Below are 14449 nucleotides of genomic sequence, written 5' to 3' on the forward strand. Positions count from 1 at the left end.
GGGTCTTTTGGTTAGGTTGAAAGGATATTTGCAACTCTCAAGTCATCTTCATCGACTTTCTTGTCATCCACGATGGCTTTGACAATCGGCGTAAATACCACTTTGTGATTAATCAGTCCTGCCATGACATCATATTTACCCTGCATCAGACCTTCTACTGCAGCTACACCAAGCTTGGAGGCAAGTAGCCTATCGAAGGAAGTTGGTGCTCCGCCACGCTGTAAGTGTCCCAGGATAGTCACCTTAATATCATAATAGGGCAGGAATTTTTTCACTTTATCAGCGATCTCTTGCGCTGAACCACTTTTTCCACCTTCGGCTACAATTACGATGTTTGAAGTTTTCATCGCTTTGGTTCTGGATTTCAGCTTTTCTATCAGAGATTCGATTGGGGTTTTATTCTCCGGGATGAGTATGGCCGCCGCGGCACTTCCGATTCCTGCATTCACTGCTATAAAACCGGCATCTCTACCCATTACTTCCACAAAAAACAGTCTGTCATGTGATGTAGCTGTATCGCGGATTTTGTCAATTGCCTCTATTGCCGTATTGCATGCCGTATCGAAACCAATCGTAGAATCTGTCCCTGACAGATCATTGTCAATTGTTCCCGGAAGACCGATAGCAGGAATCCCGTATTCTTGGTAAAATAAATGTGCTCCGGTGAGTGAACCATCTCCGCCAATGACAATCAGCGCATCGATTCCATGAGCTTTTAGATTAGTATAGGCCTTTTTTCTTCCTTCCGGAGTTCGAAATTCCTCACTTCTTGCAGATTTTAGAAATGTTCCCCCTCGCTCCAATACATGTGTAATGTTTCTGGAATCGAGCTTTTTAATGTCATTTTGGATCATTCCTTCGTAACCGCGATAGATCCCATACATGTCAAGATTGTAATAAAATCCGGCTCGGACAGCGGCACGAATTGCGGCATTCATTCCGGGTGCGTCTCCACCTGAGGTGAGTACGCCAATTTTTTTTATGGTTTTAAGTTCCATTTAAGTGTCAGTTAGTGCTTTAAACATGAGTGCTGCAGTCGCTGGATTTGTTGCCAATGGGATATTGTGTACATCACAAATTCGCATAAGCATTTGGACATCAGGCTCGTGAGGATGTCTGTCAAGGGGGTCTCGAAAGAAAATCACTGCAGTTAGTTTTTTTTCGGCTGCCATAGCAGCAATCTGAGCATCTCCACCCAGAGGGCCTGAGAGCAGTCGTTCTACTTCAAATCCCGCTCTTTCGATATGGGAACCGGTGGTGCCGGTAGCTACAAGATCAATGTCAACACGGTGAAGCGCGTCACGGAATCCACTTAAAAAATGAACCATGTCAGCTTTTTTGCCATCATGGGCGATCAGGGCAATTTTCATGAACTGGTGATAATAGGTTTGATCCAAAGGTAGGAAAAATTCGCATTTCCCTTCTCAGGCAAGATTTTAAAGACTCAATTATGTAAATGAGATTGTAAAATGATTGGTTCATTTTCCTACAGACTAAGCTTCCACTTCCTTAGAGAAATTCCCATTAACTGATCCCAATAGCTATCGGGACCGAGATTGCTTATAGTGAGGTCTTCCCCTCGAGCATGAGTAAAAATGCATATTCCAGTGCCAATTCCTTTAGTGCATTGAATCTTCCCGAAGCCCCACCATGACCAGCCTCCATATTGGTATCCAATAGAAGTAGATTTTGATCTGTTTTCATAGCTCTCAATTTAGCCACCCACTTGGTCGGTTCCCAATATTGAACTTGCGAATCGTGCAATCCTGAAGTGACGAGGAGGTTGGGATAGGCTTTTGCTTCCACATTGTCATAGGGAGAGTAGGAAAGCATGTAATCGTAGTATTCCTTTTCTTTGGGATTTCCCCATTCCTGAAATTCGCCCGTGGTCAATGGGATACTTTCATCCAGCATCGTGGTCACCACGTCCACAAATGGAACATTGGCAATGGCTCCATTGAAAAGGTCTGGTCTGAGATTAAGTATTGCACCGACGAGTAATCCGCCTGCACTTCCGCCCATTGCATAAAGGTGAGCAGGTGAGGTGTAGTTTTCTGTGATCAAATGTTCAGCACAGGTGATGAAATCGGTAAACGTATTCCGTTTGTTAAGCATCTTTCCCTGCTCATACCAGTGCCTCCCCAGGTCTTCACCTCCCCGGATATGTGCGATTGCAAAGACAAATCCCCGATCTAAAAGACTTAATCGGTTGCTGGAAAAATATGCGTCCATGCTGTAGCCGTAGGATCCATAGGAGTAGAGTAGAAGCGGGCTTTGGCCATTTTTTATGAAAAGTGATTTTCTGTAGACCAAAGAGATCGGAACCTGTGTCCCATCTGAGGCCTTTGCCCAAATCCGCTCTGAGTGATAAAGATTGGGATCATGACCTCCCACTACTTCTTGCTGCTTAAGTAAAGTCTTTTCACCGGAAATCATATCGTAATCAAAAACAGAGCTTGGAGTTACCAACGAATTGTATCCGAAACGGAGAATATCCGTGTCAAATTCAGGATTGGCGCTGACCCAAGCGGTATATGTTTCATCATCAAATTTCAATGAATAACCTTCTTTCTTCCAAGGCTTTATTTGAATCTGTGTTAAGCCATTGGTCCGTTCCTGTGTGACCAGATAGTTGGAGAATAGCTCGAAATCTTCCAAGAGCACTTCCGATCGATGGCCAATCACATCAATCCAATTTTCTTTTCCGGGTAGAGAAATCGGTGTTTTGACGAGTTTGAAATTTTGAGCATTATCATTGGTTTTGATCCAAAAGAACTCCTCAAAATGATCGGCTGCATATTCCAAATGCGGTATCCGTGCTTGAAGAACCTGAAATTCACCTTGGGGTTGATCTGATTTCAAGAATCTCATTTCTGAAGAAATCGTACTTTCGGAATGAATAAAGAGGTATTCTTCTGTTTTGGATTTGTGTACCATGCAGGAAAATTCCTCATCAGTTTCCTCAAAAATCAATTGATCTTCTGACGGGTTTGAACCGAGTGCATGTTTGTAAATCCGGTAGGAGCGGAGTGTTTCAGGATCTTGTTTGGAGTAAAAAAGCGTCAGATTGTCGGCTGCCCACACAAGATTTCCAGTGATTTCAGAAATGGATTCGGCTAAAATTTCACCTGTTTCCAAATTTTTATAATGAATTGTATAAATCCTTCTTCCAACCTCATCAGCTGCAAAAGCAAGCATTTTTTGATCGGGTGAAGTGGCTGTTCCACCAACTTGATAAAATGATTTTCCCTTTGCCAATTCGTTTACATCCAGGATGATTTCTTCAGGTCCTTCATGCGAACCCTTTTTTCTGCAATAGATTGGATATTCCCCCCCTTTTTCATAGCGGACATACCAATAGTATCCAGATTTGAAGTAGGGAACAGTCTGATCATCCTCTTTGATCCTGCCTTTCATCTCTGCGAAAAGCTCCTTTTGAAATTCCTCAGTGGGCTTCATCACCTCTTTCAGAAAGGAATTTTCAGCAATGAGGTATTCAATTACTTCCGGGTTTTCACGATCATTCATCCAATAATATGGATCGATTCGCTGATGACTATGGATTTCTAAAAGTCGGGGTTTCTTGGGAGCGATTGGGGCTTGCATTCTCGATATTTTGTCTGCAAGGTTAATAAAAAATCAAGGACCTTGGTTCAAATTAATTTTCAATAGTGATTTTGAATTTTTTAGAACCGTATAAATTGTCTCCGGACTTTTGTTAATCAGCATAATTTTCAGAATATTAGTTTTCACATCAACCAACCTTATGTTTTTATGGGAATACTAAAAGAGTTTAAAGAATTTGCCGTAAAAGGCAATGTAATTGATCTGGCTGTGGCTGTGATCATCGGTGGAGCTTTCGGAAAGATTGTCTCTTCATTGGTCAACGATATCGTCATGCCACCTATCGGCCTATTGATCGGAGGCGTTGACTTTAAGGATTTGAATATCATTTTGAAAGATGCGACGACAGATGCCGCTGGTGAAGCGGTAGCAGCAGTTACCTTGAATTATGGTATGTTTATCCAGAATGTGATTGATTTCGCCATAATCGCTTTTGTAATCTTCCTTGCGATCAAAGGAATAAATAACCTAAGCAAGAAAAAAGAAGAGGCACCTGCACCGCCGCCACAGCCACCTGCTCCTACAGCTTCAGAGAAGCTTTTGGAAGAAATCAGAGATTTACTGAAAAAGCAATAAAATACGGCCCTGAATTCACTTCAGGGCCGTATTTTTTAATTTCCTCCTCTACCTCTTTGGTAAAGTTGCCGGTTAAAATCCCGTGCAATGTTGTTTAGCATGAGAATTTGTTTGGATGACAATACCTTGGACACCTCATTGACAAAGCCTTTTTCTTTTTCAAGTAATTCGGATTGAAGTTTCAACCGTTGCTGAATCCGAGATTTTGCTTCATCTTCACCTATTGTTTCCACTCCTCTCCCCAATTCGGATATTTGACGCATGGTCTTTTCCCGTTGATCATTATATTGATTGAATATCGGCCAGAATTTCTCGGCTTGTTCAGGCTTCAGATCAAGTCTGGTGGTTATAAAGGCAATCCGTGCGGCTTGAAGTTTTTCCTGATCCACAGGAGGTCGCTGTGCCAAAGCACTTGTACCAATTCCGAGCAATAGGATAATTGCAATTAGATATAACTTTTTCATCTTTTTATAGGTTAATCTTTCAAGTTCATACCAATGGTAACTATCGGTGCATCCATGTGAATTTCGTGGGTTTGATTTTCATTTTGCAGAGTTTCTCTCGAAACTTGGCTGATTTCGCAATTTTTTAAAACCAGTTAAGTTCATCTTCTAGCCATAGGTCTTCGGACAGCGGCATTTCCTCATTTATAATTTGATCGAGCATGGCATTGGGATCATCAGCCATGCTGAGAATGTCTTCAGATGTCCAGACATTGCTTTCTATAAAGAGAATAGCTTCTTCTTCATAGGTAAGTTGCTCATAGTTGGGCTTGATTAAATCAGTCTGCCATATCAGTCCCAATCCGAGGATCACCACCGCCGCAGCTGCATACTTTATCCAAATTTGCATCTTGGGTTTCTTAGCCTTTTTCAGAATCTGATCGGGCAGCCCATCAAAATATCCTTCAGGAGCTTCGAAGTCTTTTAGTTTTGGCAATTGATTCATAGTAGGTTAGACATTGGTGATGGAGTAAAGTTTATTCTGACAAAACGAATTGTTCAATTTTTTTAACAGCATGGTGGTAGCTGGCTTTTAAAGCTCCGACACTTGTGCCGGTGATTTCAGCCATCTGCTCGTAGGTAAGTTCTTCCTGATATTTCAAGTGGAACACCAGCCTTTGTTTGTCAGGCAGTTTCAGTAAGGCTTTTTGAAGGAGAATTTGAATTTGATCCCCATTTAGACTTCCGGGTTGATCAAGGAAAGACTCCAGTTTTTCTTGATGATCCTCCAGCGAAAATGAAAATCTTTTTTTCTTTTTCTCAAGAAAAGTCAAGGCCTCATTTGTGGCAATTCGGTATAGCCAGGTGAAAATCGCTGCATTTCCCTCAAACTTATCCAGATAACGGTACGCTTTGATGAAGGTGTTCTGAGTGAGGTCATCGGCATCTTCATGAATGATGACCATTCTTCGGATGACCTGATAGACTCTACGCTGATAAGTTTCGATCAATTTTCTGAATCCAAGTTCCTTGGTGAAAGGTGAGCGGATTTGTTCCAGAAGTTGTTGATCGGTGGGTGTCATACTTGAGTCGTTAGACTTCGAGGGTTTTTTAGGGTTTAATCAAACTAAAAAAGAGTCAGAACTTCTGACTCTTTTCCTGAGTTGATCCGATCAAATTTCCAAAATGTAATCTAAGATCCCTGCGTTTTTGCCTTTAGGCCGTGTGACGAGCAGCGGCAGGCTGTCATTGAACTGAATCAATCGCTCGGCCATACTGCCTATAAAAAGTGCCGTGGCAGCGGTTCTTCCTTTTGCGCCAATGATGATTCCATCAGCCCCGATTTCGAGGGCTTTGGAAACAATTTCCTGAACAGGGTCATCATCGTCATCTTTGGTATAGATCGGTGTGATCTTAATCCCTTTTGTGTCGATTTTTCGAATAAACTTTTTATAGTTTATCTCAGCGTGCATTTTCATGATTTCGGTAAATTCCTCATAGCTTTTGCCAGTGAAATGATAGCCGCTAGGTACTGAAAATACATTCTGGCAAACAATCTCAGTATTTCCACCATGCTTAGCCGCAATCATGATGGCTTCTTCCAGGGCATCTTTGGAATAATCAGAAAAATCACTCGGCACGAGTAATTTCGAGACTCTTGGTTTGGATCCTTCCGGTACAATCAGAAGAGAGCAACTGGCCCTTCTTGCCAGCCTCTGAGAAGCTACACCTGTACCGGGGAGATCGACTTTTCGGCCGATGATGATCATATCAGCTGACTTTTCTTCGGCAAGCTTCAGTATTTTTTTAGAGAGGTTACCCTCTTTGACCACAAAGCTGATCTCCACGCCTTTAATTTCTTTGAAATGTTGCTGAACCAATTTCTCCATTGCTTCTTTCCGCTCATTGATCATATTTTCGATCAGGTTGGGAAATTCCTCCATGACTTCTTTAGGAATGGATAGGTTTTTTATGACAGTGGAAAAGTAGATTTTCTTGGTTTGATTGACTCTTGCGATAAATGAAGCATATTCAATCAGCGTCTGATCCAGAGGGGTCTGATCGAGACAAACAATCAATTTCTTAATCAGGTACATAGTACTGGGGGTTTGACTTGCAAAGTTAAGTTGAAGTAGATGAATCTATCGAGAAATTTGCAAAATAAAATTTTGATTTTTTAGACGGCAGCGGATAAATCCTGTTCTATATCAAATTTGATTGCATTTGTAAAAAAATAAAATATGGTGGTAACCATTTGACTTCAAATGAAAGGAGTAAGAATTTTTTCATGAGAAGGTCTTAAAACCCGTTTTTTTTAAACACTACCGAATCCATATCGTATATTTGAGGAGTCCGGGTCGCCGACTTGTTCAAACTTCACAAATTAATTACAATTACGAGTGAAGCCCTCTCCAAAAACAGGCCTCAGTCTTTTCTTTACCGAAAAGGACCTCGCCCAAAACGCAGGATAACAGTGGAAGTTTGCGGATTTAAGGCAGCTCAAATCTTGTCAGTACGGAGGTTTGTAACACTCTAAGACCCGGACTTTTTCAGCTTACTTTTTATCCAGTTCCATTCGTCCTGCCCAACGTTGGCTATCATCGACCAGAAAAAAAACATTCCAACAATCAAAATTGATTTGATTCCGGCCATAAGCATGGGATGAACCTCATCTAAGTAAAAATCTTTCAAAGCAAAGATCATAACCCCGACAAAAAGAATTTTCAGTGTTTCATAACTGAAAGGATCCAATTGAAGCTTGATTTTGAGATAACCATACTTTATTAGATTAAAAGCCAGCATTACAGAAGCTGAACCGATTGCAGCACCTTCGATTCCATAGATTGGAATCAGCCAATAGTTTACCCCTATGATTAGAATGCTCATTGCAATAGTGAGCACAAGATTGAAGCGGTAATACTTCGAAAAAACCAAAATCTCACTATTGACAGAGAAGGCCACATCGAAAATTTTCCCCAAAGCGATAAAAAAGACCACATATTTTCCTGCTTGGTAGATTTCGCGGTTGGGTACAAAATGATAAATACTGTCAATATTGGACCAGATCAATGCGAATAAGAATAAGCAGATGTAAAGTTGCCGATTGGAAATCTGCCGATAGAGTTTGTTGATTTCCCCGATCTGATCTTTGGCGAAATGATCCGCTATCACCGGCATAGCTACTTGAGAAATCGCTCTTCGGGGCAGTTCCACCACTAAAGCCATGTAAAAAGCGATGGAATAAATGGCATTCGCTTCCAAGCTTACCATTGAACTGACCATGATGCTGTCGATCTTCATGATCAGGGTAGAGGCAGCGGTAGCCAGGAAAGTAATTAGGCTGAAACGGATAAAGGAGCTTCTAAATCCCGGAGGAAAGTTTTTCCAGTTGAAATCAATATGGACTTTGCCCAGCCAAATCAAATAGGCTAAAACTCCGAGTAAAGCCATGCCATAAACGACTACAAGACCAAGCATCACCTCATCAAAATTGATCCATCCGAGCAGATAGACCCCCACTAGGACAGAGGTAAGCAGTCGTAGGAAAACTTCTCTAAAAAATGTCGGAATTGCTATTTTCAGATAGGATCGGCTATACGCATCCATCACGCTACTCAACAGGGCAAAAAGGGTAATCAGTAAAACTACACCCAGGAAGTTGAGTACTTCGGGGGAGTTGGTAGCGAATAATCCCATGATTTGGGATTTGAATCCAAAGAATATGAGGGTCACTGCACCGAAGCCCAAAAGAGAAAGCGCAAGACTATAGGAAAGAAAGGCGGATTGATTTTGCTCCAGCTTAGGAAAAAACCTGGTGATCCCATGGCCGACACCCAATTGGGCAAATGGAACGAAGAGTAACCCGAGATCCTGAATGGTTCGGAAGGTCCCCAATTCGGTGGCGTCAAGTGCATAAGGATAGAGCCAAAGGACATTGATATAGCCCAATAGTACACCGATATAGGAAAAAATGGTGGTTTGGATACTTTGTTGGGCGATTTTACTCATCGCTGAAAAGTATAAAAAAAATGGGAATTCATAAGATCTCCCGAGATTTTATGGTTTTGCGCATTTGTCGCAGCCGGGTTGAGTTTTAGGTTTGAAAAAATACTTTTTCCCCAAATAAACCAAAGCCGCAACCACCAAGATTCCGACACTTATTTCCTGCCACATTTTAAGAGAAGATTTGATAAGTGATCAATGCCATGACATAAGCCAATATAGTCATATAAGCTGTCTGAATTAACGGCCATTTCCAGCTTTTCGTTTCTCTTTTCACGATTGCCAAGGTGCTCATGCACTGCATGGCAAAGACATAAAACACCATTAAAGAGAAGGAAGATGCTCTGTTGAAAGTCTTCTCTCCGGTATTGGAATTGATCTGCTGATCTAATTTTTCCCGGATAGTCAAGTCATTTTCCAAATCCCCACCGATGCTGTAGATTGTTGCCATAGTGGCTATAAATACCTCTCTGGCTGCAAATGAAGTAATCAGGGCAATTCCGATTTTCCAATCATATCCTAAGGGTTTGATTAGCGGTTCAATCGCTCTGCCCATAATGCCGATGTAGGAATTTTCCAATAATTGGGCAGTAATTTCAGCTTCAATTTCTGTGATTTGAGTTTCGTCGGTCACGGATTCAAGTCTTGCCTGACCTTCTATTCGGATTTGATCCATTCTGGAGGGAGGACCGTAAGAGGCCAAAACCCACAGGATAATTGAAATTGCCAGAATAACTTTTCCTGCTTCGAATACGAAGGTTTTTGATTTCTCAAACATCGTGATGCCCACATCACTCCATCTTGGGATTCGATAGGGGGGGAGTTCGGACAAAAGAAAACTCTTTTCGGTAGTTTTTAAAATGAATTTCAGAAGCAGGGCTGTGCCCAAAACCCCAAAAATTCCAAGGAGATAGAGGCTTAGTAAAGCCAAAGCTTGAAGGTTGATGAATCCTAAGACTACTTCATCCGGCACAGTCAGGCCAATCAAAATAATGTAAACCGGCAATCGGGCAGAGCAGCTCATCAGTGGAGTAACCAATATGGTGATCATCTTCTCTTTCCAATTGGAAATATTCCGGGCTGCCATCACACCGGGGATTGCACAGGCAACACCTGATACGAGAGGAACAATACTTTTGCCATGAAGTCCAAAAGGGCGCATCCAGCGATCCATCAAGAAAACAACTCTGGACATGTATCCTGTATCTTCTAAAATTGCCAAAAAGCCAAATAGAATAGCAATCTGCGGGATGAATATAACCACTCCCCCAATTCCAGGGATAAGCCCCTCGGCCAAAAGGCGGGTGAGAGGGCCATCAGGAAGCATGGTCCCAATACTTGCGCTGATATTCGCGAAAAGCCCGTCAATGAAATCCATTGGATAGGCAGCCCAGGAAAAGATCGTCTGAAAAATCAAAAGTAAAATGGCTACAAAAATCACATACCCGAAAACAGGATGAAGGAATACCTGATCCAGATTGGAGCTTGGCTTAGATCCTGATTTTTTAAAAAGTGCTTTGGTGACGAGCTCGGTGATTTTTCGATACCTGATCTTGGTTTCTTCCAATTGTGCTTCCTCCAAATCAAAATTTGAAGTTTGAATGAGATTTTCTAACCAAGCACGGTCTGATGCAGGTATTGCTTTGTCTTTTGATCCGAAACGGATCATCTGATAGGCCTGATAGTGATTTTCAAGTTCAAATTTCTCAAGGACCTGATTTAGCATTTCCGAAGGAATGACCTGCTGAATATCAATGAAACCGGGTGCTTTGCGGAAGTTCCGTTGACTGATCAGGTTTTTAACCTCTTCGAGTCCTTTTTGATTCCGGGCATCTGTGGAAAGGATTGGAACTCCAATAGACTTGAACAACTCGAAAGTTTTGATTTCAATATTTCTCTTTTCAGCCAAATCAGCCATGTTGAGTATCAAAGCCAAATTGACTCCGAGATCCATTAACTGGGTCGCAAGAAAAAGGCCTCTTGAAAGCTGGGAAGAATCAATAACCATCAATACGTAATCGGGCTTTGCTTCAAGTTTAGTCTGATTCAGTACCCGATGTGCGATGATTTCATCTTCGGAATTTGGGAATAGACTGTAAGTACCCGGTAAATCCAGGATTTCAAAAGTTTCTCCATTGATCTGAACTGAGCCGCTTTTTTTGTCAACAGTCACTCCTGGATAATTTCCGATTTTCTGGTTCAGACCTGTCAGGTAATTGAAAATGGTCGATTTACCAACATTCGGATTCCCCAACAAGGCTATCCTGGTCGTCAATGTTTTATTGGAAAGGGTTGCTTCGGACATGAATTCAAATCAGTTCAACGCGGATCAGGGCAGCCTCGGATTTCCTGAGTGCCAAAAGAGTTTCTTCCATTAAAAATGCCATCGGTCCGCCTGACGGGGCCTGATATCGGAGACTTATTTGTATACCAGGAAGAAATCCCAATTCCAATAGATTGATTTTTAAAGGAGAGGATAGTATTTCTACTATTTTTCCTGATTTGTTTAAGGGAAGGCTGTCAGCTGTCATGGGTCTAAATTCTCCTTTCGGCAAAAATAGTACTATTTGGAATGAATCTAATGAAAAATAATGAAGATTTTTATCAAGTTTTCCACCTATTGAACATTTAGAATTTGATCGGTAAGTAAAAATTCCTGAGCGTCATCAAAAACGAGTCGAATGGTGAATTTGAGCTGAAGTTCTTTTCCGGGATTTTGTAACAATCCGATTTTAAAAGAATCTTCAAAGGTAAGTTTTCTACCTAAACCTGTAAATTCTGCGATGGGGACCACTCCATTATTGAAAACTCGATTTATCCCAACCAGTGAAGTGATCTTTTCCCCGATAGGGTATTTCGTACCATCGGCCAAAGTAAATTCTCCTTCGTTGATGATCTCGATCAAGTTTAATTCGTTTTTGCTTGTATCTGGAGCAGGACTGCAAGCAAAGGCAAATCCCGGATTTCTGAGGCCTTCCCACTCAACTTTAGCTTGAGAATTGAATTTGATATCCTTGATTTCCAAGGATATAAAAATCTGATCAAAGTTTCGGTTTTGAGTCTTGGGAATTTCATTGCCGGAACCATCTACCGTTCTTGTGGCAATTGATTCAATGACAAACTCCCGAGGTTTGGAAACGGGGCCGCATCCGCAGGAATCGTTGCCGCAGAATAATCCACAACTCATCGGCAACAGCGCCATAAAAGAGAATAAACTGAACGTGGTTAAAATTCTTTTTGAATGGCTATTCATTAAAATAGAATGTTAAAAATTGCCTTTGACTCCAAACGTTAAATTTCTACCGCTTGCTACAATTCCTGAACTGTAGGGCCTGTATCGTTTATCACCGATGTTTTCGATGCCTGCCATTAGTTTTATTCCTTTCCATAGCTCCAATCCACCATTAAAATTGAAAATGGTCCAATTGGGAGAATAAGGATTCCCATTGCCATCCTTTGCATAGATGGCGGGCTTGCCTTTTTCTTCTTCAGGCATGTCTTCGAAAGATCGCTCAGCACTGTACGCAGAGGTCAATTCCAGTGTCAGTTTTTTTGAGCTATACGTTAAACGCGTGAGTCCAAATGCCGGCGCTGCATGTCTGGAAGGACTTGTGGACTCATCATGCAATTCTTCCGTTCCACGTTGCCAGTTGTATCGTGAAGTAAGCAAAAGTTTTTTGCTGATGGAGACTTCTATACCAGTCTGAATCCCATATACTTCTACAAAGGCTGCATTTTGTAGTGCTAAAATCTGACTGAGCTCACCATCATAGTCGATTACTGAACGCCCGTCTAAGGTTGCCGGACGACGAACCATGGCCCGGTCAAGCAATGTGTAAAACGTGGTTAAATCTACGCGTACCCGGTTTTGAAAATGTTTATGAAAGTTTACCTCGGCGTTGTAGGCGTATTCCGGTTTTAAATCAGGATTGGGAACCATCACAGTGCCGGGTTCAGAATCAAAGATTTTTCCTGAATCATCCACATTGGGAGCTCTGAACCCTGTCGAAAGCAATGGAGCAATAGACAAGGAGGGCTCCGGTTTGAAAATTACGCCCACATTTCCGGTGATGGAATGATATCGGTTTTTTGAGGATGAAAATGGAAGTGGAAAGAATTCCAGATTGTTGGTGAAATCAGCGGCTAAACTGTTGTAATTGTACCGGAGGGCAGTTTGGAATTGAAAGGTTCCAGAAATTTTTGCCTGATAATTACCATAAGCCGCAATTGAAGCCCAATCCGCATTCGGATATCTCGCGGAGGCTGAAGTGGATTGACTATTGGCAATATCTGTTACCGAGCCCATTGAGCTGACTTTGTTTAGCACCGATTCAAACCCATAAGTCAAGAAATTGTCCAGGTCTAAATGCTTGAGAAAATCTGCATTCAGAGAAAAGGCATTTACTTTTTCTAACCTGTTAAACTCTTCAGTTTTTCCAAATCTTCGATCTATCCGACTTTCCTCAAATAACTGGTGCGCTGCTATCACCTTCACCTGATCAAACCATTTTCTTTCGGTGGTATGAGTCAGTCTGAGTGTATTCATCATCCAGATTTGGGGTCCGTAGTCCCAACGTGCAAAACGGAATGAACCGTTTCTTTTCTCAATTAGCCGGTCGTATCTGGGAATATCAGTGGACTTGCTGTAATGAAATCCATAGTCCCAAACAGTTTTTTGACTGGCTTGAAACCGGATTTTTTGCATCAAGTTAACTTGCCGGTAACCGCTCCCAACCTGAATTAATGGGTTTGGATTAAGGGTTAGAATATCCCTACCATCTTCTGAGGTTTGATAGTCAGTTCGGAGGTAAGATTCGGGTCCATTTTTGTTGCCCATCCTCAGATCACCGAAGTCAAAATGGGTAGCACTGCTGAGAAAAGCCCATTTTCCGGATCCATACGAAAGATCAGTGTGAAAAGTCTTCTCCGAATATGCCGAAGAAAACCGACCCAAAACATTTCCTGAAATGGTTTTTTGATTCAGTTTTGGAGTAAGTGTTTCAAAGGCCATCACACCTCCAATAGCATCAGACCCGTACATCACCGACCCTGGCCCAAATAGGATTTCTGTAGTCTGAATGGCAAAGGGATCGAGGGAGATTACATTTTGAAGATTTCCGCTTCGAAAAATCGCCGTATTCATTCTCACTCCGTCTACTGCGTATAGCAGGCGGTTGGCCGAGAATCCGCGGATCATCGGGCTACCTCCACCCAACTGACTTTTTTGAATAAATACCTCTCCACTGCTTCCGAGCCAATCAGCACTGGTAGACGGAGCGCGTAATAATTGCTCCTTTGAATCAAGTTGCCGCACTTTGCCCGGGATATCTTGATTAGATTGTTTCCATCGAGACGTAGCGATGATTGCGATGTCTAAGGTGATTTGGCTGGGAGTGAGTTCGATTATAAATTGAAAGGAAGAAAGACTTTCCCATGACACCGTCTTTGACTCAAACCCCAATAACTGAATGATGATTGATTCCCGGTTTTTGAATAGCCCAATCTCAGCTTTTCCTTGTGTATCAGTGATAATACTTCTGGCCGGATCTTTTGAATAAATCAAAACGCCACTCAATGGTTGATTGCTTCCGGATTCGATTACCAAGATTTGTTGCGCAACTAAAAAATGGACCCCCAATCCAAAGAATAAACCAAATGCCGAAATGTATTTTTTCATAAAATCCAATGCTTTGCAAAGTTAAAAGAAAGCAAAGAAACCTCAGAGGTGGAAATTGACGAATGGTTTTTCACTTTTTTAAGAGGGTTTTGAATTAATTTGATCCTAACCTAAGATATTTGATCTA

Annotated in this window: 13 protein-coding genes; 1 reads left to right on the forward strand and 12 read right to left on the reverse strand. The window is 41.8% G+C overall.

The features are described from left to right. Nucleotides 1-11: 11 nt before the first annotated feature. The 3 genes from pfkA to BLQ81_RS08130 all read right to left on the reverse strand — a co-directional run bounded on the left by pfkA (nt 12) and on the right by BLQ81_RS08130 (nt 3606). Entirely contained in the window at nt 12-998 is a 987-nt protein-coding gene (gene pfkA / locus BLQ81_RS08120; RefSeq protein WP_092729449.1) for a 6-phosphofructokinase, read from the reverse strand. Beyond that, nucleotides 999-1370, reverse strand: coding sequence for a methylglyoxal synthase (locus BLQ81_RS08125; protein ID WP_092729450.1), 372 nt, complete (start codon nt 1368-1370; stop codon nt 999-1001). Nucleotides 1371-1560: 190 nt separating this feature from the next. Further along, nucleotides 1561-3606: a S9 family peptidase gene (locus tag BLQ81_RS08130; RefSeq protein ID WP_092729451.1), complete on the reverse strand. Its 2046-nt coding sequence runs from the start codon at nt 3604-3606 to the stop codon at nt 1561-1563. Nucleotides 3607-3774: 168 nt separating this feature from the next. On the opposite strand from BLQ81_RS08130, the gene mscL reads away from it, so the two are divergent. After that, entirely contained in the window at nt 3775-4200 is a 426-nt protein-coding gene (mscL, locus tag BLQ81_RS08135) for a large-conductance mechanosensitive channel protein MscL (protein ID WP_092729452.1), read from the forward strand. Nucleotides 4201-4235: 35 nt separating this feature from the next. Here the strand turns inward: mscL and BLQ81_RS08140 are convergent, their stop codons facing one another. The 9 genes from BLQ81_RS08140 to BLQ81_RS08180 form a co-directional block, all read right to left on the reverse strand. Next, nucleotides 4236-4664, reverse strand: coding sequence for a Spy/CpxP family protein refolding chaperone (locus BLQ81_RS08140; protein ID WP_092729453.1), 429 nt, complete (start codon nt 4662-4664; stop codon nt 4236-4238). Nucleotides 4665-4788: 124 nt separating this feature from the next. Beyond that, on the reverse strand, nt 4789-5148 hold the full coding sequence (locus BLQ81_RS08145; RefSeq protein WP_092729454.1) for a hypothetical protein: 360 nt from the start codon (nt 5146-5148) through the stop codon (nt 4789-4791). 31 nt (nt 5149-5179) lie between these two features. Then, nucleotides 5180-5725 (reverse strand): RNA polymerase sigma factor, encoded by a 546-nt coding sequence (locus BLQ81_RS08150; protein ID WP_092729455.1) that lies wholly within the window; start codon nt 5723-5725, stop codon nt 5180-5182. A 90-nt stretch (nt 5726-5815) separates the two neighbouring features. After that, the gene (locus tag BLQ81_RS08155) at nt 5816-6739 is read right to left on the reverse strand and encodes a universal stress protein (protein WP_092729456.1); all 924 of its coding nucleotides are present in this window, start codon (nt 6737-6739) and stop codon (nt 5816-5818) included. Nucleotides 6740-7175: 436 nt separating this feature from the next. Next, a complete protein-coding gene (locus BLQ81_RS08160; RefSeq protein WP_092729457.1) occupies nt 7176-8651 on the reverse strand; it encodes a lipopolysaccharide biosynthesis protein in 1476 nt (491 codons plus the stop codon). Between the two features lie 166 nt (nt 8652-8817). Next, the gene (feoB, locus tag BLQ81_RS08165) at nt 8818-10950 is read right to left on the reverse strand and encodes a ferrous iron transport protein B (protein ID WP_092729458.1); all 2133 of its coding nucleotides are present in this window, start codon (nt 10948-10950) and stop codon (nt 8818-8820) included. A gap of 4 nt (nt 10951-10954) precedes the next feature. Next, nucleotides 10955-11176, reverse strand: a complete 222-nt coding sequence (locus BLQ81_RS08170) for a FeoA family protein (protein WP_092729459.1) — start codon at nt 11174-11176, stop codon at nt 10955-10957. A gap of 86 nt (nt 11177-11262) precedes the next feature. Beyond that, nucleotides 11263-11898 (reverse strand): hypothetical protein, encoded by a 636-nt coding sequence (locus BLQ81_RS08175; RefSeq protein WP_139183589.1) that lies wholly within the window; start codon nt 11896-11898, stop codon nt 11263-11265. A gap of 12 nt (nt 11899-11910) precedes the next feature. Continuing rightward, nucleotides 11911-14322, reverse strand: coding sequence for a TonB-dependent receptor (locus BLQ81_RS08180; protein ID WP_092729461.1), 2412 nt, complete (start codon nt 14320-14322; stop codon nt 11911-11913). Between the last annotated feature and the right edge of the window lie 127 nt (nt 14323-14449).

The organism is Algoriphagus alkaliphilus (assembly GCF_900103735.1).
Lineage (GTDB): Bacteria > Bacteroidota > Bacteroidia > Cytophagales > Cyclobacteriaceae > Algoriphagus > Algoriphagus alkaliphilus.

Excerpts from the sequence above, each read along its gene's own strand:
- pfkA (WP_092729449.1), bottom strand. The coding sequence starts at position 998 with ATGGAACTTAAAACCATAAAAAAAATTGGCGTACTCACCTCAGGTGGA.
- BLQ81_RS08125 (WP_092729450.1), bottom strand. The coding sequence starts at position 1,370 with ATGAAAATTGCCCTGATCGCCCATGATGGCAAAAAAGCTGACATGGTT.
- BLQ81_RS08130 (WP_092729451.1), bottom strand. The coding sequence starts at position 3,606 with ATGCAAGCCCCAATCGCTCCCAAGAAACCCCGACTTTTAGAAATCCAT.
- mscL (WP_092729452.1), top strand. The coding sequence starts at position 3,775 with ATGGGAATACTAAAAGAGTTTAAAGAATTTGCCGTAAAAGGCAATGTA.
- BLQ81_RS08140 (WP_092729453.1), bottom strand. The coding sequence starts at position 4,664 with ATGAAAAAGTTATATCTAATTGCAATTATCCTATTGCTCGGAATTGGT.
- BLQ81_RS08145 (WP_092729454.1), bottom strand. The coding sequence starts at position 5,148 with ATGAATCAATTGCCAAAACTAAAAGACTTCGAAGCTCCTGAAGGATAT.
- BLQ81_RS08150 (WP_092729455.1), bottom strand. The coding sequence starts at position 5,725 with ATGACACCCACCGATCAACAACTTCTGGAACAAATCCGCTCACCTTTC.
- BLQ81_RS08155 (WP_092729456.1), bottom strand. The coding sequence starts at position 6,739 with ATGTACCTGATTAAGAAATTGATTGTTTGTCTCGATCAGACCCCTCTG.
- BLQ81_RS08160 (WP_092729457.1), bottom strand. The coding sequence starts at position 8,651 with ATGAGTAAAATCGCCCAACAAAGTATCCAAACCACCATTTTTTCCTAT.
- feoB (WP_092729458.1), bottom strand. The coding sequence starts at position 10,950 with ATGTCCGAAGCAACCCTTTCCAATAAAACATTGACGACCAGGATAGCC.
- BLQ81_RS08170 (WP_092729459.1), bottom strand. The coding sequence starts at position 11,176 with ATGACAGCTGACAGCCTTCCCTTAAACAAATCAGGAAAAATAGTAGAA.
- BLQ81_RS08175 (WP_139183589.1), bottom strand. The coding sequence starts at position 11,898 with ATGAATAGCCATTCAAAAAGAATTTTAACCACGTTCAGTTTATTCTCT.
- BLQ81_RS08180 (WP_092729461.1), bottom strand. The coding sequence starts at position 14,322 with ATGAAAAAATACATTTCGGCATTTGGTTTATTCTTTGGATTGGGGGTC.